Origin of the sequence: Modicisalibacter sp. MOD 31.J (assembly GCF_020147985.1) — a bacterium.
Lineage (GTDB): Bacteria > Pseudomonadota > Gammaproteobacteria > Pseudomonadales > Halomonadaceae > Modicisalibacter > Modicisalibacter coralii.
Genome location: NZ_JAGXFF010000003.1, coordinates 508,278 through 532,918 on the forward strand (window position 1 = coordinate 508,278; position 24,641 = coordinate 532,918).

Below are 24,641 nucleotides of genomic sequence, written 5' to 3' on the forward strand. Positions count from 1 at the left end.
GTCTCGTCTCGCTCCTCCAGTCGCTACCCCGTCGCTACCGAGTCACTACGTGGAAGAGCAGTATGGATCAGACACTCATCGCCTTGCTTGCCATTGTCGGCGGACTCCTGGCCCTGCTCGGGGCCGGCGTCTGGGTCGCCATCGCGCTGGCGGCGGTCGCCGGCGGTGCCATGGCACTGTTCACTCAGGTGCCGGTGGCCAACCTCGCCGCCTCTGCCTTGTGGGAGGCAAGCTGGCAGTGGCCGCTGACGGCACTGCCGCTGTTCATCTGGATGGGAGAGATCCTGTTCCGGACTCGCCTGTCCCAGGATATGTTCAACGGGCTCGGCCCCTGGGTGGAGTGGCTCCCCGGGCGCCTGCTGCACGTCAACGTGCTGGGCTGCGGGATCATGGCGGCGGTGGCTGGTTCCTCGGCGGTCACCGCCACCACCGTTGGCCGCATGAGTCTGCCGGAGCTGCAGAAGCGCGGTTACAGCGAAAGTGCCATGATCGGCACCTTGGCCGGGTCCGGCACCCTGGGCCTGATCATCCCACCCTCGGTGGTTCTCATCGTCTATGGCGTGCTCTCCCAGCAATCGGTCGCCCGCTTGTTCGTGGCCGGCCTGCTGCCGGGTTTGCTGCTGGTCGCCTTGTTCATGGGGTACGTCATGATCTGGTCGCTGCTCCATCGTGACCGCATGCCACCCAAGGACCCTCGTTTGACGCTGGGCGAGAAGCTGCGCCGCTCGTCGCGCCTGTTTCCCATCGTGGCGCTGATCGCCGCCGTCATCGGCTCGATCTACTCCGGTATTGCCACACCGACCGAATCGGCCACATTCGGTATCCTCGGCGCGTTGCTGATCGCAGCCTGTACACGCGCGCTGAGCTGGGCGAGCTTTTGCGAGAGTCTGATGGCCGCCATGCGGATCTCCTGCATGATCGCCTTCATCATCGTCACGGCCGCCGTGCTCTCCACCGCGGTCGCCTTTATCGGCATCCCGCAGTATCTGGCTTCGCTGGTCGAGCAGTGGCAGCTCTCGCCGGGGTGGTTGCTACTGGTGCTGACGCTGATCTTCATCGTACTGGGCTGCTTCCTGGAGGGCGTCTCGATCCTGGTGCTCAGCAGCGCGGTGGTCCTGCCAATGCTACAGAACGCCGGCATCGATCTTCTGTGGTTCGGCATCTATGTGGTGATCATCATCGAGATGGCGCAGATCACCCCGCCGGTTGGCTTCAATCTGTTCGTGCTGCAGTCGATCACCGGTCGCGACATCTGGCAGGTGACGCGTGCGGCCATTCCCTTCTTCCTGCTGCTGTGCCTGGTGGCGTTCATCATCGCTCTGTTCCCGGGCATCGTTACATGGCTGCCTTCAATGAGCCACGGTCGCTGATATTTGAGTCAGGGCTGTAGAGCGCGCGTGCCTACTTGCTCGGATAGGCACGCATCGCTATGCCGCTACCTACTTGGGCGTCGAGAAACGTCAGATAGCGCTGGTCGACCCGGGACAGGGCGTCGAGTCTTGCGGTTATGATTATTAGCTGCCGTTGAGAGGCTTGTCATCTCTCAGTGGGAAAACCGGACTTATGTCGCTTCCCGTTACTGCAACGCCCAAAGGCCACCCACGAATTCGGCGCTGGTCGCCATACCGTGAGGCTTCTCGTGACATGCGAGCTCCTGGTTAGCGCATGGTCTTGGGAGTTTCACGTTGCAGCCGTCCACTGGGCTTTAGGTAGCAAGCCTACTAGATATCGGGGCATCACTTAGGCAAGCAATACTTTTTGTTCGCGCAGGAAACTTGTTAGAGGCCGACAGGGCTAGTGTCTAGCATCGATCAGATGTTGGGCGCTCTATCAGGGAGGTTAACAACAATGAAGGTAATGGTTCCTGTTAAACGTGTGATTGATTATAACGTCAAGGTGAAAGTGAAAGCAGACGGCTCCGGGGTCGATCTCGCCAATACCAAGATGGCGATGAATCCCTTCGATGAGATTGCCGTTGAAGAAGCTGTTCGGTTGAAAGAGCAGGGGGTCGTCGAAGAGATCGTGGCGGTCTCCATCGGTGTGAAAGCGTCTCAGGAAACGTTGCGCACGGCGTTGGCAATGGGGGCTGATCGTGCAGTGCTCGTAGAGACTTCCCAAGACCCGGAACAGGATCTTGAGCCGCTGACGGTGGCCAAGATCCTGGCCAGGGTCGCCGAGGAAGAAAAGCCGCAGATGATCATCGCCGGTAAGCAGGCGATAGATAACGACATGAATGCGACCGGCCAGATGCTGGCCGCCATATTGGGCTGGGGACAGGCAACATTCGCTTCCCGGGTTTCCGTGACGGAGGGGGTTGCCGAAGTAACCCGTGAGGTCGATGGCGGCCTGCAGACCATCTCCGTGCCTCTACCCACGATCGTGACGACCGATCTGCGCCTCAATGAGCCTCGCTATGCATCGTTGCCAAATATCATGAAAGCGAAGAAAAAGCCCATCGAGGAAAAGACGGCTGCCGATTACGGTATTGAGGTCAGTCCCCGGCTGCGTGTCATCGAGACGCGCGAGCCGAGCGAGCGTGCTGGGGGTGAGAAGATGGCCTCAGTCGATGAGCTGGTGCAGAAGCTGAAAGGCGTGGGGGTGGTGTAATGACGGTTCTACTGGTTGCCGAAATCGTCAACGGCGAGCTGCATAAAGACGCGACAGCGCGCGCGGTGACGGCCGCGAGTCGGATGGGAGACGATGTTACCGTGCTGGTGGCCGGCGAGAACGTGGCAGAGGCGACGGAGCAGGCGGCACGCCTCGAAGGTGTTGCCCGCGTCGTTCAGGTCGATGATGCCCGTTACGCCCATGGGCTGGCCGAGCCGCTGAGCGAACTGCTCGTGGCCATGGCAGACGGTGTTTCTCATGTGGTCGCGCCGGCGACGACGGCTGGCAAGAACGTGCTGCCCCGCGTAGCGGCGCTGCTCGATGTGATGGTGGTCTCCGATATCACTGACGTGGTCTGCGCCGATACCTTCGTGCGCCCGGTCTATGCCGGTAATGCCCTGCAGACGGTGCAGTCCATCGACGATATCAAGGTCATCAGCGTTCGCACCACGGCGTTCGAGGCCGCGGCCAATGGTGCCGAAGCGGCGGTCGAGAGCCGCTCGGCCGCGGGAGAAGACCGGGGCCTTAGCCGCTGGGTCGAGGATCAGGTCGACAAGAGTGACCGTCCCGATCTGACGTCCGCACGCGTGGTGGTCTCCGGCGGGCGCGGGGTCGGCTCCAGGGAAAACTTCGCGGTGCTCGACGAACTGGCCGGCAAGCTGGGGGCCGCCGTCGGTGCCTCCCGCGCCGCCGTGGATGCAGGCTTCGCTCCCAACGACTGGCAGGTGGGGCAGACCGGCAAGGTGGTGGCGCCGGAGCTCTATATCGCCTGCGGTATCTCCGGGGCGATCCAGCACCTGGCGGGGATGAAGGACAGCAAGATCATCGTCGCCATCAACAAAGACGAAGAGGCGCCGATCTTCCAGGTCGCCGACTATGGCCTTGTCGGCGATCTGTTCGACGTCGTACCCGAACTGGCGGCCAAGCTGGGATAAGCCCTGAACGGCTTGCTGTGTGCGACGGGCTGGTCGTGATCACGACCAGCCTATCCTCGCTTTTCGAAATTTTTCGCTGGCCCTGTGTCGATCTCCATCGTGACGTCGCGGAGCGGCGTTCGGAATCCACCGATATCTCTCTAACCCCGTCGGGCCGAGAGTGTGTCGCGGTGGCCGAGCGCCGGCCCGCGTCTTCCGGGGCGAGTGCTGATCGAGGTGAAGATCATGAATGAGCCGCAACGCGAGTCGATGGAGTGCGATGTTCTCATCGTCGGCGCCGGCCCGGCGGGTCTGGCCGCGGCGATCCGGCTGAAGCAGCTGGACGCCGAGCTCAACGTCATGGTGCTGGAGAAGGGCTCCGAGGTCGGGGCACACATCCTTTCCGGTGCGGTACTCGACCCCGTTGGGCTCGATGCGCTGCTGCCGGACTGGCGGGAGCGCGGTGCTCCCGTCAGCACGGAGGTCACGGAGGATCACTTCTACCTGCTCAGCGAAACTGGCCAGACACGCCTGCCCAATTGGGCGATGCCGCCGCTGATGAACAACCACGGCAACTACATCGTTTCGATGGGCAATGTGTGCCGCTGGCTGGCCGAGCAGGCCGAAGAGCTGGGTGTCGAGGTGTTCCCAGGCATGGCCTGTTCCGAGCTGGTCTATGGCGAGCGTGGTGAGGTCAAGGGCGTCGTCGCCGGCGAGTTCGGTCGCCAGTCCGACGGTACACCGGGGCCCGCCTACGAGCCGGGCATGGAACTGCATGCCAAGTATGTGTTCCTCGGCGAGGGCGTTCGCGGCTCGCTCTCCAAGGAAGTGATCGCTCGCTACGATCTCTCCGCCGGCCGCGACGTGCAGAAGTTCGGCCTGGGCATGAAAGAGGTCTGGGACATCGATCCGGCCAAGCATCGCGAAGGCACCGTAGTGCACGGCATGGGGTGGCCGCTGGAGGGCAACGCCGGTGGTGGGGCCTTTCTCTACCACGGCGAGAACCATCAGGTCTTCCTCGGTTTCGTGGTTCACCTGAACTACAAGAACCCGCACCTCTATCCCTACATGGAGTTCCAGCGTTTCAAGCATCATCCAATGGTGGCGGAGTTGCTGGAGGGCGGCCAGCGCATTGCCTACGGTGCCCGCGCAATCTCCGAGGGGGGCTGGCAGTCGATGCCCAGGGCGGCCTTTCCGGGCGGCGCCCTGCTTGGATGTTCGGTGGGATTGGTCAACGTGCCGCGCATCAAGGGCAACCACAATGCAATGCTTTCCGGCATGGCTGCGGCAGAGGCGGCACATAAGGCCCTGCAGGCGTCCCGTAGCGGCGACACCCTGGAAGCCTACGAAACTGAGCTGCGTACCGGCCCCATCGCCGATGACTTGAAGCGTGTCTGTAACGTCAAGCCGCTGTGGTCGAAGTATGGCCTCAAGGGCGGGTTGGTGCTGGGCGGTGTGGACATGTGGAGCCAGCAGCTATTCAAGCGTTCGCCTTTCGGGTTGCTCAAGCATGGCATCAGCGATGCCAAGTCGACCGGCAAGGCAGCAGACTACGCGCTGATCGAGTACCCAAAACCCGATGGCAAGCTCTCATTCGACCGCTTGACCAATGTCAGCTTTGCCATGACCAGCCACGCAGAACGTCAGCCCTGCCATCTCAAACTGGCCGACGTTGAGGTGCCAGTGTCGGTGAACTGGCCGGAATATGCGGGGCCATCGCAGCGCTACTGTCCAGCCGGCGTTTACGAGTTCGTCGGGGAAGGGGAATCCCGACGTTTGCAGGTCAATTTTGCCAATTGTGTGCATTGCAAGACCTGCGACATCAAGGACCCATTGCAGAACATCACCTGGACAGTCCCGCAAGGCGGGGATGGACCGAACTATCCGAACCTGTGAACGACGAGTGGCATAGGGCGTCATCGGAAAAGGCTTACGGCTTCATGCCTTTGGGCCACCGCAAAGTTTTTCTTGTGAATCGGACACGACTTCTTGGCTGTTGGGCCCGGAGGGTTTTGGCAGTCTGGTTTCAGAGCCACCGTATTTTCAGGAGTCAATCATGGGCGATTCCCACGGCAACTTGATTGGCGGTGCCTGGCGTCAGGGCAAGGACGTCATTGAAAACCGCAACCCATCGCGCCCCAGTGAATTGGTCGGGCTCTACGCCCGTGGCGGACGCGAAGAGGCCCACGAGGCAGTCGAGGCCGCCAAGGCCGCGCAGCCGGCCTGGGCCGCGGCGTCACCACAGGTTCGTGCCGATGTGCTCGACCGCGCCGGTGACCGAATCCTGGCGCGGGGTGACGAACTGGCCCGTCTGTTGGCACGTGAAGAAGGCAAGCCGCTGGCGGAAGCACGCGGCGAGGTGACTCGCGCCGGGCACAGCTTCAAGTTCTTCGCCGGCGAGGCGGTACGCCTGGGCGGGCAGAAGATCCCCTCGACCCGGCCCGGCTGTGATGTCGAGATCACCCGTGAGCCAGTGGGCGTCGTGGGCCTCGTTACCCCGTGGAACTTCCCCATTGCCATTCCTGCGTGGAAGGCGGCTCCTGCCCTGGCTGCCGGCAACGTGGTGATACTCAAGCCCGCAGAGTTGACGCCGGGCTGTGCCTACGAGATGGCTAGGATCCTGCACGAGGCGGGCTGCCCTGCGGGCGTCTTCAACCTGGTGATGGGCTCTGGCTCCCAGGTCGGCGCGGCGCTGACCGAACATCCCGATGTGGCCGCGATTTCCTTTACCGGTTCCGAGGGTGTCGGTCGCTCCATCGCCGTGGAGTGTGCGCACCGGATGAAAAAGGTGCAGCTCGAGATGGGCGGCAAGAACCCCATGGTGGTGCTTGACGACGCCGATCTCGAGGTCGCCGTGCAGGCTTGTCTCAACGGTGCTTTCTTCTCGACCGGTCAGCGCTGCACCGCGTCGTCGCGGTTGATCGTCACCGCTGGTATTCACGATGCCTTCGTCGAGCGTCTGGATGCCGCCCGCAGCGCCCTGGCTCTCGGCGACCCGCTCGACGCCGATACCCAGCTCGGTCCGGTCGCTTCCGAGCGCCAGTTGTCCAGCAATCTGGCCGCCGTCAGTCGTGCCACCCAGGAGGGGTGTGACGTGAAGGGGGGCGAACGCCTCGATCGCGATGGCTACTTCCAGGTGCCGGCGTTGTTTCTCAATGCCAGCAACCGGATGTCCACCGCCCGAGATGAGATTTTCGGGCCCTGTGCCTCAGTGATCAGGGTGGCGGATTTCGAAGAGGCAGTGGCTGTCGCCAACGACACGCCATTTGGGCTTTCTGCTGGCATTTGTACGCAGTCGCTGAAACACGCTACGGCATTCAAGCGGCTGGCGCAGGCGGGCATGGTCATGGTCAACCTGCCGACGGCGGGGGTCGATTACCACGTACCGTTTGGCGGGCGTAAGGCATCCAGCCTGGGAGGCCGTGAACAGGGCTCCATTGCCATGGACTTCTATACGACGGTCAAGACGGCTTACACCTTTGCCGGCGATTTCTGAACGTGCATGACGCCAACCGGAAGCGATTTTCGGTACCGGAGCCGGCAGCCATCTGCGCCAAGGAATGGCGGAAGCGGCAGTACGGTAACTCTGGATGACGACTAACGGATAGGACGTTTTATCAGGGATGAGTCAGTGAGGGGATGACTTCGCTCAAGCCCGTCGTTAACTGCGACATTACTTCAACAACAACAGTGTGAGATTCGATATGAGTACCGAAGTTCCGGTAGCTGGAAAAAAGAAAATATCGCTATTAATGGCGATCCTACCGATCGTGCTGACACTAGCACTATTGATCGTCAACATCTTCGTCTTCGGCGGCGACCCGCACGTGCCACTGATCATTGGCGTCGCTATCTGTTCGATCATCGGCCTGGGGCTGGGCATGTCCTGGGATGAGGTCGAGGAGGGCATGATTCAGGCGCTCAAGCCGGCTATACCCGTCATCGGCATCCTGATGACGATCGGCATGCTGATCAGTACCTGGATTGTCGCCGGTACCGTGCCGCTGCTGATCAATCTGGGTGTCGACCTTATCTCGCCACAGTTCTTCCTGCCGATCGCCTGTGTAATCTGCTCCTTCACGTCCCTGCTGACCGGCACTTCCTGGGGGACAACTGGCACCATCGGCCTGGCGCTGATCAGTATCGGTGAGGTGCTTGGTGTACCGACTGCCTACACGGCGGGCGCCGTCATCTCCGGCGCATTCTTCGGCGACAAGATATCGCCGCTGTCCGAAACCACCAATGCCGTCCCGGTAATGGTCGGCACCGATTTGTGGACGCACATCCGCAACATGTTGCCGTCGACGGTGCCGGCGATGCTGATTGCACTCATCGTCTATACCTACCTTGGCTACGGAGCGGTCGACGGTCAGGCCACCTTGCAGCGCGTAACCGATATCAAGGACGCACTCGGCGGTGTCTTCAACCTCAATTGGTTCCTGCTCTTGCCGCCGCTCATCACGGGGGTCATGTGCTTCAAGAAGGTCCCTGCATTGCCGGGCATGTTTTCTGGCGTCATTGTTGGTGGGCTTGTTGCACTCTTCGCGCAGGGAGTGTCCATCGGTACGCTTCTCGACGTGATGATGAACGGTTACCACATCAACACCGGGGCGGACTATCTCGATACTCTGCTGAGCAAGGGCGGCCTGATGTCGATGATGTACATCATCTCGCTCATGATTATCGCGCTGATGTTCGGCGGTCTGCTGCTCAAGATCGGCAGCATCGAGAGGATCGTGACCACCGTGGTGTCCAAGCTGCGTTCTCGCGGCAAGCTGGTCACCGGCACGCTGCTGACCTCGCTCGGCATCACCGGCATCAGCGACCAGTGGGTCGCCTACACCATCACCGGCCAGACCTTCTCGCCCGCCTTCCGTGGCCTGGGCCTCTCAACCGCCAACGTCTCGCGTATCGCCGAGGACACCGGAACGCTCTGTGCGCCACTGTTTCCCTGGACCTCCGCAGGGGTCTTCATCGCTGGCGTTACCGGTGTGCAGACCATTATCTACGCCCCGTTCGCCATCGCCTGCTGGCTGAGTCCGGTATTCGACCTGATCTGGGGGTGGACCGGATGGTTCGTGCCCAAGGCGACGCCGGAAGACGCCAAGCGTTGGGAACGCAACAACGACCCCATCCTGGTCGAGGGCGTGTGGAAAATGGGCGAGGTCGATCATTCCCTGAAGCGCTTCATTCACAGCCAGGTCGGTTCTTGGGGGAGACGCAAGTCCAAGCCCAAGCCTTCGCAGGTCGCTGATTGAGGCTGACCCAAACCCTGGGGTATTTGGCAACCAGCAATCCGGACCGGCTCATGCCGGTCCGGTTCGTTGCAGTTAGATGGGTTCCTAAAGAGTGTTTATTGCTCAAGGAGTTAAATAATGAGAACAGCTTTGGTCACGGGTGCCACTAGTGGCGTGGGACGTGCCATCGCGACACGGCTGGCCCATGAGGACTACCGAGTCCTGGCGATGGGGCGAAATGCCGACGCGTTCGAGTCTTTATCGATTGACCCGAATATCGTGCCGGTGCCGGCCGAGCTCACCGATCGTGAGGCCCTGCGCACGGCCCTGCAGGGAGAGGAGCTCGACGTCCTGGTCAACAATGCCGGTGTGATGCCGCCCTTGGGCGCCTTTCAGGAGGCCGACCAGGCCGATATCGACACTGCCATCGCGGTCAATTTCTCGGCTCAGGTCGCGCTGACGCGGCTGGTCGTCGGCGAAATGTGCAAGCGTGGCCGTGGCCACGTCTTCTTCACCGGCTCGACGGCCGGTCATGTGGCGGTCGCCAACATGGCGATCTATTGCGCCACCAAGGCCGCGATCGGTGGCTTTGCCCAGGCGCTTCGTCTGGACCTCTCCACTCATGGCGTCCGCGTCACCGAGATCGTCGCCGGGCGGGTGGAGACCAACCTTTATCGCGAGATTCTCTCCGAGGAAAAGCGCTCACAGATGTACGCCGACAAGAGCGCGGTACAGCCCGGGGACGTCGCCGAGATGATCGTCGCCGTGCTCGGGCTGCCTGAGGCAGTAGACGTATCGCGTTTCGATATTGTACCGACCCGGTCGGTGTCATCGCCCCGCTAGGAGGAGGCAACCATGCAGAATTTATCCATCGTCGTCGTCGGTGGCGGCGCCGGGCTCGGCGCGCTGACTGTGGAAATGGCGGTAGAGGCGGGGGCTGCGGCCATCGGCATCATCGATCTCAACCCGGAGGCGGCTCAGGCGGCACTCGCGCCAGCCAGGGAGAGGGGGCTGCCCACGGCGTTCGCCGCTTGCGATATTCGCAGCGGTGAGGCGGCTCACACAGCATTTGCGAAGGTCGCCTCTTCCCTCGGCCGGGTCGACACGCTGGTCAACTCGGCCGCGATCTTTCCGCGCAAGCCGCTGCTCGAGATCACTGATGCCGACTGGGACGCCTCCAACGGCGTCAACGTTAAAGGGACGTACCACATGATGGTGGCCGCCGTGCGACATATGCGCGAGCAGTCGCCTTCCGGTGTGGTACGCGGCCGGATCGTCAACATCACGTCGGTGGATGCCTTCAAGGCACACCCCCAGAATGCGCATTACGCGGCAACCAAAGCCGCCGTGGTCAGCCTGACCCGCAGCTTCGCCCACGAGGTGGCGCCGGAGGGCATTCTGGTGAACTCGGTGGCTCCGGCGGGCATGGCTACCCCCCAGGCACGGGAACTCGGGTTCCTCGACGAACTGGCCAAGGCGAGCCCGCTGGGCCGTGGTGGTGAACCCCGCGAGATGGCCGAGTGGGTGCTCATGGCAGGGGGGCCTAAGAATACGTACATGACAGGGGAGAACATTATCGTTTCCGGCGGTTACGTCTACGCATGAGCCGCTGAGACCGCAACGCTCTGTTTTTTCAGCACACAAACTCATGCTTGTCGATTGGCAAGCATGAGCTCTTGTATCGAGCCCCGATAAATGGGGTTTCAGAAGGCGTCATAGATCGATAACGACAAGTAAAAGTTGTCTATAGATGCCTTTTCTTGATTTTAAGGGCGTCCCGTGGGAGCGCATGATCCGAACAAGTTAGGTCGTTGAGTCGTCGTCTGCGGCAATCCGTCATTGCGGTGATGGTCAGCGTGACTTCTGTGATGAAAGACAAAGGACAATAGCGATGAAGCGCAACGGAGGACAGCTGCTCGTCGAGAGCTTGCTGGCATTGGGAGCCTCAAAAAGCTTCGGTGTCCCGGGAGAAAGCTATCTCGCCGTATTGGATGCCTTGCATGATACCCAAGGACGCCTGGACTACGTGCTGTGCCGTAACGAAGGCGGTGCGGCGTTCATGGCGGCAGCCTACGGCAAGCTGACCCGTCAGCCGGGGCTCTGCTTCGTGACCCGGGGCCCGGGCGCCACTAATGCCTCGATCGGTGTGCACACCGCGATGCAGGATAGCGTGCCGATGCTGCTCTTCGTCGGACAGGTCGGCACCGGCATGCAAGGGCGTGAAGCGTTCCAGGAAGTCGACTACCGTGCCGTCTTTGGCACCCTGGCCAAGTGGGCGGTCGAGATCGACGACGTCGATCGCATGCCCGAGATCCTGTCCCGCGCCTGGACCACGGCCACCACCGGCCGCCCCGGCCCTGTGGTGATCGCGCTGCCCGAGGATATGTTGACTTCGCTCAGTGAGGCCCAGCCGTTGAGCGGGCCGGCCGAGGTGAGCGAGCCGCTGCCGAGCCCGGCGGCAATGGACCGTATGCGCGAGATGCTTTCCCAGGCCAAGCGCCCGGTGATCCTCTACGGCGGCGCCAACTGGCAGGGCGAGGGTACGGTCCCGATCCAGCGTTTTGCCGAGGCTTGCCACATTCCCGTGGTGGCCGGGTTCCGCTACCAGGATCAGTTCGATAACCATTCGCCGGTGTTCTGTGGCGAAGCGGGCGTGGGCATGACCGCGGCGGTGAAGACGCTGTTGCGTGACGCCGACGTGGTGCTGGCGATCAACAATCGCTTCGGAGAAATCTCCACCGACGGCTATACCCTGTTCGACGTACCCCAGCCGCAGCAGCGCTTGATTCACGTCCACGGCAGCGACCGCGAGATCGGCAAGGTCTACCGACCGGCGCTGGGCATCCAGGCCGGCCCCAACGCCTTCGCCGAAGCGTTGGGTAATCTCGAGCCGGTCCAGGGTGACTGGACCGAGTGGTGTGCCGAAGGACGCGCGGCCTACGAGGCCGGATTCGACCTGCCCGACCTGCCGTCGCCGGTTGACATGGGCAAGGTCTGTGCCTACCTGCGCGACAAGCTACCCGAAGACATGATCCTGACCAACGGGGCGGGCAACTTCACCGTGTGGCCGAGCAAATTCTTCCAGTATGGGCCCAAGGCACGCCTGCTGGGGCCGCAATCCGGCGCCATGGGCTATGGCGTACCGGCGGCCGTCGCGGCCAAGGTCGTGCATCCGGAGCGCACCGTGCTCTGCTTCGCCGGCGACGGCGATTTTCAGATGAACTGCCCCGAACTGGGTACCGCCATGCAGGCCGGCGCCCAGCCGATCATCCTGGTCCTCAACAACGGCATCTACGGCACCATCCGCGCCCATCAGGAGCGCAACTACCCGGCCCGCGTTTCCGGCACCACGATGGAGCAGAACCCGGACTTCGTCACCCTGGGCAAGGCCTACGGCTTCCACGCCGAACGGGTCGAGACCACCGAGAACTTCCCCGCGGCCTTCGAGCGCGCTCTGGCGTCTGACAGCGGTGCGCTGCTCGAGCTCAACATTTCTCCCGAAGCGCTCACTCCGCGTCAGACCCTGAGTCAGATGCGCGACGCAGCTCTCGCAGCCAAGGAAAACTCATGACTATCGGTCAAGACATCCGTCTCGGGGCCGATATCGGCGGGACCTTCACCGATATCGCCCTCGACGTTCGCGGCAAGCTCCACTCCATCAAGGTGCTGACCAACTACACGGCACCGGAGCAGGCGATTCTCGATGGTATCGAGATCGTGACCCAAGATGCGGGCATCTCGGCCTCGCAGATCGACATGATTATCCATGGCACGACGCTCGCCACCAACGCCCTGATCGAGCGTCGCGGTGCGCGCACGGCACTGATCACCACGGAAGGCTTCCGTGACGTGATCGAGATGCGCACCGAGAACCGCTTCGAGCAGTACGATCTCGACCTCAAGCTGCCGACGCCACTGATTCCGCGTGAGGACCGTTTCACGGTCAAGGGGCGCATCGACGCCCAGGGTGAGGAGCTCCAGGCACTCGATGAAGCGGCGCTCGAGGCACTGGCCAAGACCCTCGCGTCCGGGGGATTCGGTGCCGTGGCGATCGGCTTCATTCACGCTTACATGAATGACGCCCACGAAAAGCGCGCGCGTGAGATCCTGCAGCGCCACCTCGACCTGCCGATCTCGATCTCGGCGGAAGTCTCGCCGCAGATGCGCGAGTTCGAACGCTTCAACACCGTCTGCGCCAACGCCTACGTACGCCCGCAGATGGCCACCTACCTGTCGCGTCTGCAGGTGCGGCTGGCGGAGATGGGCGCCGCCTGTCCGGTGTTCATGATCCACTCCGGTGGCGGGCTGATCTCGGTCGAGACCGCGGCCGAGTTCCCGGTGCGGCTGATCGAGTCCGGCCCGGCCGGCGGGGCGATCTTCGCCGCGGACATCGCGCGCCGTTTCGAGCTCGACCGCGTGGTCTCCTACGACATGGGCGGCACTACCGCCAAGGTCTGCCTGATCGAGGATTTCCAGCCGCAGACGGCGCGCACCTTCGAGGTGGCGCGGACCTATCGCTTCTGCAAGGGCTCCGGCATGCCGATCTCGATCCCGGTGATCGAGATGATCGAGATCGGGGCGGGCGGCGGCTCTCTCGCCTGGGTCGATGCCATGAACCGCATCCAGGTGGGGCCGGCGTCCGCCGCGTCCGAGCCGGGGCCGGCCTGCTACGCTCGCGGCGGCGAACGCCCGGCGATCACCGATGCCGACCTGTTGCTTGGCAAGATCGACCCCGACAACTTCGCCGGCGGCAAGATCAAGCTCTCCGCCCAGGCCGCGGCCCGGGCGATATCCCGCGACGTGGGCGAGGCGCTCGATCTCGAGCCGCAGGCCGCTGCGTTCGGCATCTGCGATGTCGTCGACGAAAACATGGCCAACGCGGCACGCGTGCATGCCGTCGAGAACGGCAAGCACATCTCCGATAACACCATGATCGCCTTCGGCGGCGCGGCACCGCTGCACGCCGCACGCCTGTGCGAGAAGCTCAACATCGATCGCTGCCTGATCCCCCAGGGGGCTGGGGTCGGGTCGGCGATTGGTTTCCTGCGGGCACCGTTCGGCTACGAAGCCGTGGCTTCCCAGATCATGCCGCTCGCGGGTGTCGACATCGCCGTGCTCAACGCCGTGTTGGACGAACTCAAGGCCACCGCCGAAGGTTTCGTCCGTGAAGGCACGCAGGGCGAGATCCAGCGCGAGATCACGGCATTCATGCGTTACGCCGGCCAGGGCTGGGAGATTCCGGTGGCGCTGCCGGATCGCGATTTCAGTGCCGCCGACGAGGCGATGATCGAGGCGGCGTTCAAAAAGCGCTATGCCCAGTTCTTCGGACGGGCGGTCGAAGGCCCGCAGATCGAGTTCGTCACCTTCTCGGTCAAGGCCCAGGACGTGCGTCCCCTGATCGGCGGCCAGCCGTTGAGCGAAGCGGGCCGAGTGATCGATGCGCCAGCCACGCGTCAGGTGTTCGACCCGGTGCTGGGCGGTGAGCAGGAGACCGGCATCTTCCCCCGCGACAGCCTGTCGGCCGGCGAGCGTATCAGCGGCCCGGCGGTCATCGTCGAGCGTGAAACCGCCACCGTCGTCACCTCGCCGTTCGATGCGGTGGTCCAGGTCGATGGCACCCTGCTTCTCGTGCGGAAAGGAGTGTGATTCATGAACCAGATTGACGAAATCCGCCTGCAGGTCATGTGGAACCGCCTGATTTCGGTGGTCGAAGAGCAGGCGATGACGCTGTTGCGCACCGCGTTTTCCACCTCCGTGCGGGAAGCGGGCGATCTCTCGGCCGGGGTCTACAACGCCAGAGGCGAGATGCTGGCCCAGGCCGTGACCGGCACGCCCGGTCACGTCAATACCATGGCCGAGGCGGTACGCAACTTCATCGACGAGATTTCCTATGAAGCGATGTATCCGGGCGATACTTACGTCACCAACGATCCGTGGAAGGGCACCGGCCATCTGCACGACATCACCATGGTGTCGCCATCGTTCAAGGGCGATAGGCTGATCGGCTTTTTCGCCTGTACCGCGCATGTCGTCGATGTGGGGGGCCGCGGCTTCGGGGCCGACGGCAAGTCGGTCTACGAGGAGGGGATTCAGCTCCCGATCATGAAGTTCGCCGAGCGCGGCGAGGTCAATCAGGATCTGCTCAAGATCCTGCGCCTCAACGTGCGCGAACCGAACCAGGTCATCGGCGACTTCTACTCGCTGGCGGCGTGTAACGATGTCGGCCATAACCGCCTGATCGCGATGCTCGACGAAGTCGGCCTCGACAACCTCGAGAGCCTGGGCGAGTTCATTCTGTCGCGCACCCACGCGGCCATCCTGGCGCGTATCGCCGATCTGCCCAGGGGCGCCTGGTCCAACGATATGCTCACCGACGGCTACGACGAGGCGATCAAGCTGGCGGCCGAGGTGAGTATCGGCGAAGGCTGTGTCAACGTGGACTTCTCCGGCACCGCGGCGATGAGCCCGTGGGGCATCAACGTGCCGTTGATCTACACCAAGGCGTACGCCTGTTATGCGCTCAAGTGCGTGGTAGCCCCGGATATCCCCAACAATGCGGCGTCGCTGGCGGTGTTCAAGGTCTCGTCGCCGACCAACATTCTCAACGCTGAGCGCCCGGCGCCGGTTTCCGTGCGCCACGTGCTGGGCCACATGATCCCGGACCTGGTGCTGGGCGCGCTGGCCAAGGCGCTGCCGGGTCAGGTACTGGCCGAAGGCGCCGCGGCGCTCTGGAACGTGCACATCTCCGCGCGCCCGAGCGGCGGCCAGGCAGGGCGTCGCGCCGAAGTGCTGATGTTCAACTCCGGCGGCATGGGCGCGCGCCCGCGACTCGACGGTCTCTCGGCGACGGCGTTTCCGTCCGGGGTTCACACCATGCCGATCGAGGCTACCGAGCATACCGGCCCGATCATCGTCTGGCGCAAGGAGTTGCGCCCGGATTCCGGGGGGGCCGGCAAGTATCGCGGCGGCCTGGGCCAGGTCATCGAGATCGCGCCGGCCGACGGGCACGAGTTCGACTTCTCGGCCATGTTCGACCGCATCACATCCGCCCCGCGGGGGCGGGACGGCGGCGTGTCGGGGGCCCCGGGCAGCGTGGCGCTGGACGACGGCACCCGGCTGCGCCCCAAGGGCTGGCAGCACGTGCCGGGCGGGCGCAGGCTGGTGCTGAATCTGCCCGGCGGCGGAGGCTTCGGTGATCCGAGTGAGCGCGATCCGCAAGCCGCCGCCGAGGACCATATCAAGGGATATGTCACGGAGGACAAGGCATGAGCTATATCGCCGAACGTCTCTCCGTGGTGAAACCCTCGGCATCGATGGCCGTATCCCAGGCGGCCAAGGCGCTGGCGGCCACCAGGGTCGACGTCATCGACCTGGGGCTGGGCGAACCGGACTTCGCCGCGCCCGCCCACATCACCCGGGCCGCCTTTGAGGCGGCCAGTGCCGAGCGCATGCTCTATACCGCCTCGCTGGGAACTCCGGCGCTGCGCAAGGCGGTCGCGGCCAAGTTCCAACGCGAGAACGGTCTGACGTACGCGATCGACGAGATCGCCGTGGCCAACGGCGCCAAGCAGATCATCTTCAACGCTTTGATGGCGACGATGAACGAGGGTGACGAAGCGATTCTGCCGGCGCCGTACTTCGTCTCCTATCCGGAGATGGTCAAACTCTTCGGCGGGGTGCCGGTGACGCCGGCGTGTCCCGCCGAAACGGGCTTTCGGCTGACCCCGGCGCTTCTCGAGGCGTCGATCACGCCCAATACCAAGTGGTTGTTTCTCAACCTGCCGGGTAATCCGTCCGGGGCGACCTACAGTCACGCCGAGTTGCAGGCGCTAGGCGAGGTGCTGGCCAAGCACCCACAGGTGCTGGTGCTGTCCGACGAGATTTACGAGCACATCATCTTCGACGGGCGCGAGTTCGTCTCCTTCGGCAAGGCCTGCCCGACGCTGCGTGAGCGCAGCCTGATCGTCAACGGGGTTTCCAAGGCCTACGCCATGACCGGCTGGCGCGTGGGGTACGCAGCAGGGCCACGCGCGTTGATCCAGGCCATGGCCACCGTTCAAAGCCAGTCCTGCACGTCCGTATGCAGTGTGGCGCAGATCGCGGCTCAAGCGGCGTTGGAAGGTCCGCAGGGTGAGGTCGCGCGTTATCGCGAAGCATTCGAGCGTCGTCGCAATCGGGTGGTCGAGGGAATCAAGGCGATCGACGGGCTCACCCTCGATCCGCCGGAAGGGGCGTTCTACGCCTATATCGGTTGTGCGGCATTGATCGGTGCGCGCACGTCCAAGGGCGACGTGCTCGAGAACGACGGGGCCGTGGCGCGCTATCTGCTCGACGAAGGGCACGTGGCTGCCGTGCCTGGCGCTGCCTACGGTCTGTCGCCATTCTTCCGCATCTCGACGGCGACCTCCGAGCGGATCCTGGACGAGGCGATACGTCGTATCGCCACGGCCGTTGAGAAACTCGAACGCGTTCCCGCTATTTCATATTAGGAGGCCAAGACAATGACGAAACAGTTCAACTGCATCCTGATTACCGGTGCTGCTGGCCGCCTCGGCACCGAACTGCGCAAGGGGCTGGCGCCACTGGCCGAGCATCTGCGTGTAACCGACCGTGTCGAGATCGGCGATCTTCAGGATAACGAAGAGGCGATGATCTTCGACCTCGCCGACGAGGCTGCTGTGGACAAGGCCGTCGAGGGTGTCGATGCGATCGTGCACTTTGGTGGTGCGCCACTGGAGCGGCCGTGGAACGAGATCCTCGACTCCAATATTCGTGGCTCGTACCACATCTACGAGTCGGCGCGTCGCCATGGCGTCAAGCGTGTCGTCTACGCGTCTTCGGTCCACGCGATCGGCTATCACCAGATCGATGATCATATCGACTGCGACGCCAATCCGCGTCCGGACAGCCTCTATGGGGTATCGAAGAATTTCGTCGAGTCACTTTCCAGCCTGTACTGGGACAAGTTCGGTATCGAAAGCGCCTGTATCCGTATCTTTTCGTCGTTCCCGGAGCCGGCAGACCGCCGCATGCTGTGGTCGTGGCTATCGTTCGGAGACTGTGTGCGCCTGGTTAGCGCCTGTCTGACCGCGCCGCACCTCGGTCATACCATCACCGTCGGCATGTCCGACAATAAGGTCAAGCCGGTCAAGATGGATAATGCCGGCCACATTGGTTACGTACCGCAGGACAGCGCCGAACCCTACCGTGAGGCACTCGAGGCCAAGACCGAGCCAGCGGATCCCAGGGATCCCTCGACCCGCTGTATCGGCGGTTGGTTCGTCAATCTGGGCCACCCCAACGACGAGGAGATGAAGTGATGAAGGATCAATACGATGTCATTATCGTCGGGGGCGCGGTCATTGGTTCCTCCGTGGCGTATTTCCTGGCGCAGAACCCCGACTTCAACGGTTCGGTACTGGTGGTAGAGCGTGACCCGACCTACGTAGCGGCGGGTACTTCCCTGTCGTCGTCGGCCATTCGTACGCAGTTCTCCAACCCGATCAACGTCAAGATCAGCCAGTTCGGTATCGAGTTCATCAAGGGTTTCGCCAACACGATGCAGGTGGCGGGGGGAGACAAGCCGGAGCTGGACTTCCATGAGGGCGGCTACCTGTTTCTGGCTCACTCGCCGGAGCAGGTCCAGACCTTGACAGAGAACCACGAGGTGCAGCGTGCCTGCGGGGCCGATGTGGTGCTCTGGAACCGGGACGAGCTTGCCAATGCCTTCCCGCACCTGCGGGTCGACGATATCGAGATGGCCTCTTACGGTCGCTCCAATGAAGGCTGGTTCAACAACACCGGCTTGATGTTCGGGTTCAAGGCCAAGGCCCGTGAGCTGGGCGTCGAGTACGTCAAGGACGAAGTGGTCGGTATCTCCCGCGAGGGCGATCGGATCACCGGCGTGACGCTGAAGGAGGGGGGGGAGATCAAGGCCGGCACTGTGGTCAACGCCTCTGGTACCCGTGCGTCCTTGACCGCACGAATGGCCGGCCTCGATATTCCGGTCGAACCGCGCAAGCGTACCCTGTTCGTGTTCGATTGTGCGCAGACGCCCGAGGGTACTGCCAGGGTCAATCAGGGGCGTCTCCCTCTGATGATCGATCCCACGGGCGTTTTCTGTCGTCCGGAAGGACGCTATTTCCTCTCTGGTTGTCCACCAATCGAGGATCCTGCGGTGGTCTGGGACGACTTCGATCCGCGCTACGACGAGTTCGAGGAGGTGATCTGGCCGACACTAGCGGAGCGTTCCGAGGCTTTCGAGGCGATCAAGGTCATCAATCAATGGGCGGGGCACTATGACTTCAATACGCTGGATCACAACCTGGTCGTGGGCCGACATCCGCAGGTGAAGAATTTTGTCTTTGCCAACGGTTTTTCAGGCCACGGTCTGCAGCAGTCGCCGGCCACCGGGCGTGGCGTCGCCGAACTGATCACTTATGGAGAATATCGGTCCCTGGACCTGTCAGAAGTAGGTTATGAGCGTATCATTGAAAATCGACCCTTCCTTGAGAAGGCAGTCATTTGATGGTGCCAGGCTCCCCGGGCGGGGAGCGCGCCTCTTTCCTGCGATGCCTGTGGATCAAGGAGCGACATGACGAACCGGACCACTCGCCTGCCCCCCCTTAACGCGTTGCGGGTTTTCTGGGTCGTGATGCGTCATGGGAGCTTTCGGGGGGCTGCCGATGAGTTGTTGATCAGCCCCCAGGCGGTGAGCCAGCAGATTCGCCTGCTGGAGGACATCCTGGGCGTCCCGCTTTTTGAACGCCGCTCTCGTGTCATAGAGCCAACCGAGCAGGCGGGTATCCTGGCCCCCTTCGTCCAGGCAGGGTTCGATGAGCTGAGCGAAGGTGTCAACCGTATCACCCGCTCCACCTACCGTCATCGCATCAACATCAATGTCAGTCCGCACTTTGCCATGCGCTATCTGATGGAGCGCCTGGACCGCTTTTGCGAGAAAGTGCCGGGAGCCGATATTCGGCTCACTACAATGGTAAAACTACCGGACTTTGCGGTAGACGACGTCGATATATCCATCCAATGGGGCTTCGGGCAATGGAAGGAATACGACGTCAAGCTGCTAATCAAGGATCCCAAGATTATTGGCTGCGAGCCGGAGTTCGCCAAGAAGATCACCAAGCCCGAAGATCTGACTCAGCTCCCTCTCTTGCATCCGGTATTGGCGCGTGACCTATGGGCGAGAGTCCTTGCCTATCTCAATGTTGGCGAGCATGACCCAGGCAACGAGATCCAGTTCCAGGATGCGGCGACCATGAGGCGTGCGGCCATTTCCGGCCTGGGGGTCGGGCTGATTTCGAAAGTCGATGCCATGGACGATCTCAAGGTGGGCCGGCTCGTAGCGCCGTTCGGGGCGGACGTCCTCGCTGATATGCCCGAAGCGGATATTCCCGGCTTTTACGTCGTGGTGCCGAGATCCCATAAGCGCGTCAATATCGTCAACAGCTTCTGGGATTGGATCACCGCCGAGAATTGGGACGCCTATGGCGACGATCTTCCCGCCGAGATGGGGGATTGAACCCGAGGGGTTCGGGAGAGTTTCCCGAACCCCCTGCACCTTCGTCTCTTGCCACTGGTGATCGGCAGTCGCGCGTACAGCTCTAGCCGCGTCTCCTGTCGATCGCGCCCAGGGCGCTACTCGATATTCTGAATCTGCTCGCGCATCTGCTCGATCAGCACCTTCAGCTCCACCGCGCAGCGGGTGCTTTCGGCGACCACCGCCTTGGAGGAGAGGGTGTTGGCCTCGCGGTTGAGCTCCTGCATCAGAAAGTCCAGCCGCCGGCCGACCGGCCCCTTCTGCTTGAGCTGGCGCTCGACCTCGGCGACATGGGTGTCGAGGCGGTCGAGCTCTTCGTCGACATCGGCCTTCTGGGCCAGCAGGGCGACCTCGGTCTCGATGCGCTGCGGGTCGAGCTCGGCCTTGAAGGTTTCCAGGCGTTCCAGCAACTGGTTGCGCTGGCGTTCGAGGATCTCCGGCATCAGGCCGCGCACCTCGGCGACCTGCACGCGCACGCCGTCGAGACGGCTCTGGATCAGCTCGGCGAGGCGCTGCCCTTCGCGCGCGCGCCCGGCGATCAGGTCGTCGAGCGCGGCATTGAACAGGGCCAGTGCCTCCTGCTTGACCCGTTCCAGATCGACGCCGCTGGCTTCCAGCACCCCGGGGTGGTCGAGCAGGGCGAGGGCGTCGGGCATCGGCGACTCGGGGAGTTCGGCACGCACTTCGTGCAGGGCGCGGGCGAGCTCGGCGAGCCGGTCGCGGTTGACGCTCAGGTTTTCGCTGCCGGTGGCCGGGTCGAAGCGCAGGCTGCACTCCACCTTGCCGCGTGCCAGACGTTCGCGCAGCGCCTCGCGGAACGTCGGCTCCAGGTCGCGCAGGGCGTCCGGGAGGCGGAAATGCGGTTCCAGGTAGCGCTGGTTCACCGAGCGCAGTTCCAGTTGCAGGCTTCCCCACTCGGCGGCGAGGGTCTGCCGAGAGAAGGCGGTCATGCTGTACGCCATGCGTGCTCCTTTGACAGGGTCGTCGTTCGTCACCCTGGCCTGCGCGGAAGGCCTCGTCGATCGGGGCTCCGCCCGATTCCACCGGTATGTCCGGTACCGCGCCTGGGTGTCGAGGGCCGCGGGGACGTCCCCGGCGGCGGATTTGACCCAGTGTAACGGATTCGCCGGCGTCGAGCGTGTAGAATGAGCCTCCCGCGCGGCGGCCATACCGCCGCGCCCCGATTTCCGTGAACACGACGAGAGGTGTTATGCACTCGGCTTCCATCCGTCCCAGCGGGCGCCAGCCCGAGCAGACGCGCGAGATTCAGCTGACCCGTGACTACACGCGGCACGCCGAGGGCTCGGTGCTGGTGGCGTTCGGCGATACCAAGGTGCTGTGCAACGCCAGCGTCGAGGCCGGCGTGCCCCGCTGGCTGCGCGGCAAGGGCCAGGGCTGGGTCACCGCCGAATACGGCATGCTGCCGCGCGCCACCCATACCCGTGGTGCCCGCGAGGCGGCGCGCGGCAAGCAGGGCGGGCGCACCCTGGAGATCCAGCGGCTGATCGGCCGGGCGTTGCGCGCGGCGGTGAATCTCAAGAAGCTCGGCGAGTTCACCATCACCGTCGACTGCGACGTGATCCAGGCCGACGGCGGCACGCGCACGGCGTCGATCACCGGCGGCTGCGTGGCGCTGGTCGATGCCATTCGTCACCTGCAGCGCGAGAAGCTGATCAAGAGCGATCCCTTCCAGCAGCTGGTCAGCTCGGTGTCGGTGGGCGTGTTCAAGGGCACGCCGGTGGTCGATCTGGACTACCCGGAGGACAGCGGCGCGGACACCGACATGAACGTGGTGATGACCGAAAGCGGCGGGCTGATCGAGGTACAGGGCACCGCCGAGGCGGCGGCGTTCTCGCGGGCCGAGCTCGATGCCATGCTCGATCTGGCGCAGCAGGCCGGCAACGAGTTGTTCGCCCGCCAGCGCGAGGCACTGGATATTCGCGACTGAGCGAGGCACCGGCTGGAGACACAGCAGAGACGACGACGCCGGCCCAGGGCCGGCGTCGTTCGTTGACCGCGACGAAAGACCGGGTTTACAGCGTCAGGTCGTACTCGACGATCAGCGGGGCGAACTCGGAGAAGGTCGCGTCGCGATCGATCCAGGCGTCGACCACGTGGCGGCGGAAGTTGGGGCCCACCACCTGATAGTCGATGCGCCAGCCTTCCTGGCGAGCGCGTGGCACGTCCTGGTCGAGCTTGGGCCACCAGGTGTATTCGCCGGCGTCGCGGTTGACCTCGCGGAAGGTGTCGATGAAGCCGGTGGGCCCGAACACCTGATCCATCCAGGCGCGCTCTTCCGGCTTGAAGCCCGGCGTGGTCTGGTTGTCGGCCCAGTTGGCCAGGTCGACGGTCTTGTGGGCGATGTGCCAGGTGCCGCAGATGATGTACTCGCGGCGCTTGCGGGCCATCTTGGACAGGTATTCCTGGTACTGGGCCATGAACGACTGCTTGGCGGCGTAGTCGCTGCCGTCGGGCATCAGGAAGGTGGCGATGCTGAAGCGGTCGTAGTCGGCCTGCAGGAAGCGCGCCTCGTTGTCGCACTGCTCGAAGCCCAGGCCATACATGATCGCCTTGGGGATCTTGCGGCAGTACAGCCCGACGCCGGAGAAACCGTCCTGCTCGGCATCGAGGAAATAGCTTTCGTACCCTTCGGGGTAGAGGATGCTGTCGTCGAGTTCGAAACTCTTGGTCTGAATGTTCTGCACGCAGACGACGTCGGCATCCTGACCGGCCAGCCAGTCGAGAAAACCTCGCTCGACCGCGGCACGGATTCCGTTGACGTTGATGCTGGCGATTTTCATACATGGTCCCTTTTTCGTCGCGCGTGTATGATACCTGAGCTTTCGACGTTTGGGTAAATGACCCGAGCCAATCATTCCGATAAAGGGGAGCCGTTTCACCGTGGCCGCCGAGTTGCAAGACTACCAGCGTGACTTCATCGCCTTCGCCATCGAGCAGGGCGTGCTCAAGTTCGGCGAATTCACGCTCAAGTCCGGCCGCGTCAGCCCCTATTTCTTCAATGCCGGCCTGTTCCGGACCGGCGCCGCCCTGGCGCGGCTGGGGCGTTTCTACGCCCGCGCCATCGCCGACAGCGGCCTCGCCGCCGATGTGCTGTTCGGCCCCGCCTACAAGGGCATCCCGCTGGGCGCCACCACCGCCGTGGCACTGGCCGACCATCACGGCCTCGACCTGCCGTTCGCCTTCAACCGCAAGGAGGCCAAGGCCCACGGTGAGGGGGGGCGGATCGTCGGCGCCGAGCTCGCCGGTCGCGTGCTGATCATCGACGACGTGATCACCGCCGGCACCGCGATCGGCGAGGTGATGCAGCTGATCGACGCTGCCGGGGCGAGCCCGGCCGGCGTGGTCATCGCCCTGGACCGCCAGGAGCGCGGGCAGGCCGAGGGTGAAACGAAGCCCCGCAGCGCCATTCAGGAAGTCGAGGCCCGTTACGGCATGCCGGTGATCAGCATCGTCACCCTCGACGACGTGCTCGCCTATCTCGAGATCCACGCCGGTGCCGCCCTTCAGCCCCATGCCGAGGCGATTCGCGCCTATCGCGACCGCTACGGTGTCGACGCCGATTGAGCGATCCAATGGAAACGGCGTTTGATAACTGACGATACTATGCCATAGTGAAGGCCTTGTCAGGCCATTTTACGAGGCGCTTCGTCATGAAATCGTTATTCGCCCTACCTTTCGCCGCCACCGCCTGCCTGCTGGCCAGCCAACAGGCCCTGGCCCTGAGCGTCGCTGCCAACGCCGGCTCCGATTCCGTCGGCGTCGAGGCCAGCCAGACGATCTTTCCCACCCTGCGTGCCGGCGTCGGTTATCTGTCCACCGACGACAGCGGCGACGACACCGATATCTATTCCGGCTCGCTGATGTTCACGCCCTTCGTGCCGGGCGTCGATGTCGCGGTCGGCGGCCGTTACCAGTATCAGGACACGCCCTACGGCGATGGCGGCGGCCTGGGGCTGGGCGGCTCGGTGTTCGTACCTACGCCGATCCCGTTGACCTCGATCGGCGGTTACGGCTTCTACACGCCCGAAGGGCTGAGCCACGGCGATCTCGAGAAGAGCGTCGAATACGGTGCCCAGGCACGCGTCAACCTGGTTTCGCACACCTACCTCTACGGCGGTTACCGCTACATTCGCAGCGACTTCACCGACCGGGACGACCACACCCTGGACAGCGGACCGGTGGTCGGGTTGAGTGTCGGCTTCTGAGGGCGCCCGGCTGCGCCGGGAGCTGTAAGCCATAAGCCGTAAGCTGGAAGAAAGGTCAAAAGCCGCATCCGTGGCTTCGAGCGCTGGGTTCGGAGCGCTGTAA

20 protein-coding genes are annotated in these 24,641 nt (G+C 63.3%); 18 read left to right on the forward strand and 2 right to left on the reverse strand.

Annotation, left to right across the window (positions count from 1 at the left end; translation table 11 throughout):
- The first annotated feature begins 62 nt into the window (after nt 1–62).
- The 15 genes from KGR00_RS12915 (at nt 63) to KGR00_RS12985 (ending at nt 20,294) form a co-directional block, all read left to right on the forward strand.
- Nucleotides 63–1,370, forward strand: coding sequence for a TRAP transporter large permease subunit (locus KGR00_RS12915; RefSeq protein WP_224418358.1), 1,308 nt, complete (start codon nt 63–65; stop codon nt 1,368–1,370).
- 478 nt (nt 1,371–1,848) lie between these two features.
- Complete coding sequence (locus KGR00_RS12920; RefSeq protein WP_224418357.1) at nt 1,849–2,607, forward strand: electron transfer flavoprotein subunit beta/FixA family protein; 759 nt, start codon at nt 1,849–1,851, stop codon at nt 2,605–2,607.
- Nucleotides 2,607–3,542 (forward strand): FAD-binding protein, encoded by a 936-nt coding sequence (locus tag KGR00_RS12925; RefSeq protein ID WP_224418356.1) that lies wholly within the window; start codon nt 2,607–2,609, stop codon nt 3,540–3,542. The genes KGR00_RS12920 and KGR00_RS12925 overlap by 1 nt, the downstream gene beginning before the upstream one ends.
- A gap of 225 nt (nt 3,543–3,767) precedes the next feature.
- Nucleotides 3,768–5,417 carry an electron transfer flavoprotein-ubiquinone oxidoreductase gene (locus KGR00_RS12930; protein ID WP_224418355.1) on the forward strand — a complete coding sequence of 550 codons (1,650 nt, stop codon included), beginning with the start codon at nt 3,768–3,770 and terminating at the stop codon, nt 5,415–5,417.
- 160 nt (nt 5,418–5,577) lie between these two features.
- Nucleotides 5,578–7,017 carry an aldehyde dehydrogenase family protein gene (locus KGR00_RS12935; RefSeq protein ID WP_224418354.1) on the forward strand — a complete coding sequence of 480 codons (1,440 nt, stop codon included), beginning with the start codon at nt 5,578–5,580 and terminating at the stop codon, nt 7,015–7,017.
- A gap of 208 nt (nt 7,018–7,225) precedes the next feature.
- On the forward strand, nt 7,226–8,779 hold the full coding sequence (gene nhaC, locus KGR00_RS12940) for a Na+/H+ antiporter NhaC (protein ID WP_224418353.1): 1,554 nt from the start codon (nt 7,226–7,228) through the stop codon (nt 8,777–8,779).
- 117 nt (nt 8,780–8,896) lie between these two features.
- Complete coding sequence (locus KGR00_RS12945) at nt 8,897–9,601, forward strand: SDR family oxidoreductase (protein WP_224418352.1); 705 nt, start codon at nt 8,897–8,899, stop codon at nt 9,599–9,601.
- 12 nt (nt 9,602–9,613) lie between these two features.
- Nucleotides 9,614–10,363 (forward strand): SDR family oxidoreductase, encoded by a 750-nt coding sequence (locus KGR00_RS12950; RefSeq protein WP_224418351.1) that lies wholly within the window; start codon nt 9,614–9,616, stop codon nt 10,361–10,363.
- Between the two features lie 286 nt (nt 10,364–10,649).
- Entirely contained in the window at nt 10,650–12,329 is a 1,680-nt protein-coding gene (locus KGR00_RS12955; RefSeq protein ID WP_224418350.1) for a thiamine pyrophosphate-dependent enzyme, read from the forward strand.
- Nucleotides 12,326–14,404: a hydantoinase/oxoprolinase family protein gene (locus KGR00_RS12960; RefSeq protein ID WP_224418349.1), complete on the forward strand. Its 2,079-nt coding sequence runs from the start codon at nt 12,326–12,328 to the stop codon at nt 14,402–14,404. Before KGR00_RS12955 ends, KGR00_RS12960 begins: the two co-directional genes overlap by 4 nt.
- 3 nt (nt 14,405–14,407) lie before the next feature.
- Nucleotides 14,408–16,027: a hydantoinase B/oxoprolinase family protein gene (locus tag KGR00_RS12965; RefSeq protein WP_224418348.1), complete on the forward strand. Its 1,620-nt coding sequence runs from the start codon at nt 14,408–14,410 to the stop codon at nt 16,025–16,027.
- Nucleotides 16,024–17,247, forward strand: a complete 1,224-nt coding sequence (locus KGR00_RS12970) for a pyridoxal phosphate-dependent aminotransferase (protein WP_224418347.1) — start codon at nt 16,024–16,026, stop codon at nt 17,245–17,247. Before KGR00_RS12965 ends, KGR00_RS12970 begins: the two co-directional genes overlap by 4 nt.
- A gap of 12 nt (nt 17,248–17,259) precedes the next feature.
- Nucleotides 17,260–18,078, forward strand: coding sequence for an NAD(P)-dependent oxidoreductase (locus tag KGR00_RS12975; RefSeq protein ID WP_224418346.1), 819 nt, complete (start codon nt 17,260–17,262; stop codon nt 18,076–18,078).
- Nucleotides 18,078–19,286 (forward strand): FAD-binding oxidoreductase, encoded by a 1,209-nt coding sequence (locus KGR00_RS12980; protein ID WP_224418345.1) that lies wholly within the window; start codon nt 18,078–18,080, stop codon nt 19,284–19,286. The genes KGR00_RS12975 and KGR00_RS12980 overlap by 1 nt, the downstream gene beginning before the upstream one ends.
- 66 nt (nt 19,287–19,352) lie before the next feature.
- Complete coding sequence (locus KGR00_RS12985) at nt 19,353–20,294, forward strand: LysR substrate-binding domain-containing protein (RefSeq protein ID WP_224418344.1); 942 nt, start codon at nt 19,353–19,355, stop codon at nt 20,292–20,294.
- 116 nt (nt 20,295–20,410) lie between these two features.
- Here KGR00_RS12985 and KGR00_RS12990 read toward each other — a convergent pair whose 3' ends face one another.
- On the reverse strand, nt 20,411–21,274 hold the full coding sequence (locus KGR00_RS12990; RefSeq protein WP_224418343.1) for a YicC/YloC family endoribonuclease: 864 nt from the start codon (nt 21,272–21,274) through the stop codon (nt 20,411–20,413).
- 248 nt (nt 21,275–21,522) lie between these two features.
- On the opposite strand from KGR00_RS12990, the gene rph reads away from it, so the two are divergent.
- Nucleotides 21,523–22,260 (forward strand): ribonuclease PH, encoded by a 738-nt coding sequence (rph, locus tag KGR00_RS12995; RefSeq protein WP_239031359.1) that lies wholly within the window; start codon nt 21,523–21,525, stop codon nt 22,258–22,260.
- 85 nt (nt 22,261–22,345) lie between these two features.
- Here the strand turns inward: rph and KGR00_RS13000 are convergent, their stop codons facing one another.
- The gene (locus KGR00_RS13000) at nt 22,346–23,113 is read right to left on the reverse strand and encodes an exodeoxyribonuclease III (RefSeq protein ID WP_129141259.1); all 768 of its coding nucleotides are present in this window, start codon (nt 23,111–23,113) and stop codon (nt 22,346–22,348) included.
- Between the two features lie 100 nt (nt 23,114–23,213).
- Between KGR00_RS13000 and pyrE the strand changes: the two genes are divergently transcribed.
- Together pyrE and KGR00_RS13010 are read left to right on the forward strand one after the other, a co-directional pair.
- A complete protein-coding gene (gene pyrE / locus KGR00_RS13005; protein ID WP_129141260.1) occupies nt 23,214–23,897 on the forward strand; it encodes an orotate phosphoribosyltransferase in 684 nt (227 codons plus the stop codon).
- An 86-nt stretch (nt 23,898–23,983) separates the two neighbouring features.
- A complete protein-coding gene (locus tag KGR00_RS13010) occupies nt 23,984–24,538 on the forward strand; it encodes a YfaZ family outer membrane protein (protein WP_129141261.1) in 555 nt (184 codons plus the stop codon).
- Nucleotides 24,539–24,641 lie beyond the last annotated feature (103 nt).

What these genes read in the sequence shown, in the direction of transcription:
- KGR00_RS12975 (WP_224418346.1), top strand. Translation starts at nt 17,260, where the DNA reads ATGACGAAACAGTTCAACTGCATCCTGATTACCGGTGCTGCTGGCCGC.
- KGR00_RS12985 (WP_224418344.1), top strand. Translation starts at nt 19,353, where the DNA reads ATGACGAACCGGACCACTCGCCTGCCCCCCCTTAACGCGTTGCGGGTT.
- KGR00_RS12955 (WP_224418350.1), top strand. Translation starts at nt 10,650, where the DNA reads ATGAAGCGCAACGGAGGACAGCTGCTCGTCGAGAGCTTGCTGGCATTG.
- KGR00_RS12935 (WP_224418354.1), top strand. Translation starts at nt 5,578, where the DNA reads ATGGGCGATTCCCACGGCAACTTGATTGGCGGTGCCTGGCGTCAGGGC.
- KGR00_RS13010 (WP_129141261.1), top strand. Translation starts at nt 23,984, where the DNA reads ATGAAATCGTTATTCGCCCTACCTTTCGCCGCCACCGCCTGCCTGCTG.
- KGR00_RS12950 (WP_224418351.1), top strand. Translation starts at nt 9,614, where the DNA reads ATGCAGAATTTATCCATCGTCGTCGTCGGTGGCGGCGCCGGGCTCGGC.
- KGR00_RS12930 (WP_224418355.1), top strand. Translation starts at nt 3,768, where the DNA reads ATGAATGAGCCGCAACGCGAGTCGATGGAGTGCGATGTTCTCATCGTC.
- KGR00_RS12990 (WP_224418343.1), bottom strand. Translation starts at nt 21,274, where the DNA reads ATGGCGTACAGCATGACCGCCTTCTCTCGGCAGACCCTCGCCGCCGAG.
- rph (WP_239031359.1), top strand. Translation starts at nt 21,523, where the DNA reads ATGCACTCGGCTTCCATCCGTCCCAGCGGGCGCCAGCCCGAGCAGACG.
- KGR00_RS12915 (WP_224418358.1), top strand. Translation starts at nt 63, where the DNA reads ATGGATCAGACACTCATCGCCTTGCTTGCCATTGTCGGCGGACTCCTG.
- nhaC (WP_224418353.1), top strand. Translation starts at nt 7,226, where the DNA reads ATGAGTACCGAAGTTCCGGTAGCTGGAAAAAAGAAAATATCGCTATTA.
- KGR00_RS12980 (WP_224418345.1), top strand. Translation starts at nt 18,078, where the DNA reads ATGAAGGATCAATACGATGTCATTATCGTCGGGGGCGCGGTCATTGGT.
- KGR00_RS12920 (WP_224418357.1), top strand. Translation starts at nt 1,849, where the DNA reads ATGAAGGTAATGGTTCCTGTTAAACGTGTGATTGATTATAACGTCAAG.
- KGR00_RS12960 (WP_224418349.1), top strand. Translation starts at nt 12,326, where the DNA reads ATGACTATCGGTCAAGACATCCGTCTCGGGGCCGATATCGGCGGGACC.
- KGR00_RS12945 (WP_224418352.1), top strand. Translation starts at nt 8,897, where the DNA reads ATGAGAACAGCTTTGGTCACGGGTGCCACTAGTGGCGTGGGACGTGCC.
- KGR00_RS12970 (WP_224418347.1), top strand. Translation starts at nt 16,024, where the DNA reads ATGAGCTATATCGCCGAACGTCTCTCCGTGGTGAAACCCTCGGCATCG.
- KGR00_RS12965 (WP_224418348.1), top strand. Translation starts at nt 14,408, where the DNA reads ATGAACCAGATTGACGAAATCCGCCTGCAGGTCATGTGGAACCGCCTG.
- KGR00_RS13000 (WP_129141259.1), bottom strand. Translation starts at nt 23,113, where the DNA reads ATGAAAATCGCCAGCATCAACGTCAACGGAATCCGTGCCGCGGTCGAG.
- KGR00_RS12925 (WP_224418356.1), top strand. Translation starts at nt 2,607, where the DNA reads ATGACGGTTCTACTGGTTGCCGAAATCGTCAACGGCGAGCTGCATAAA.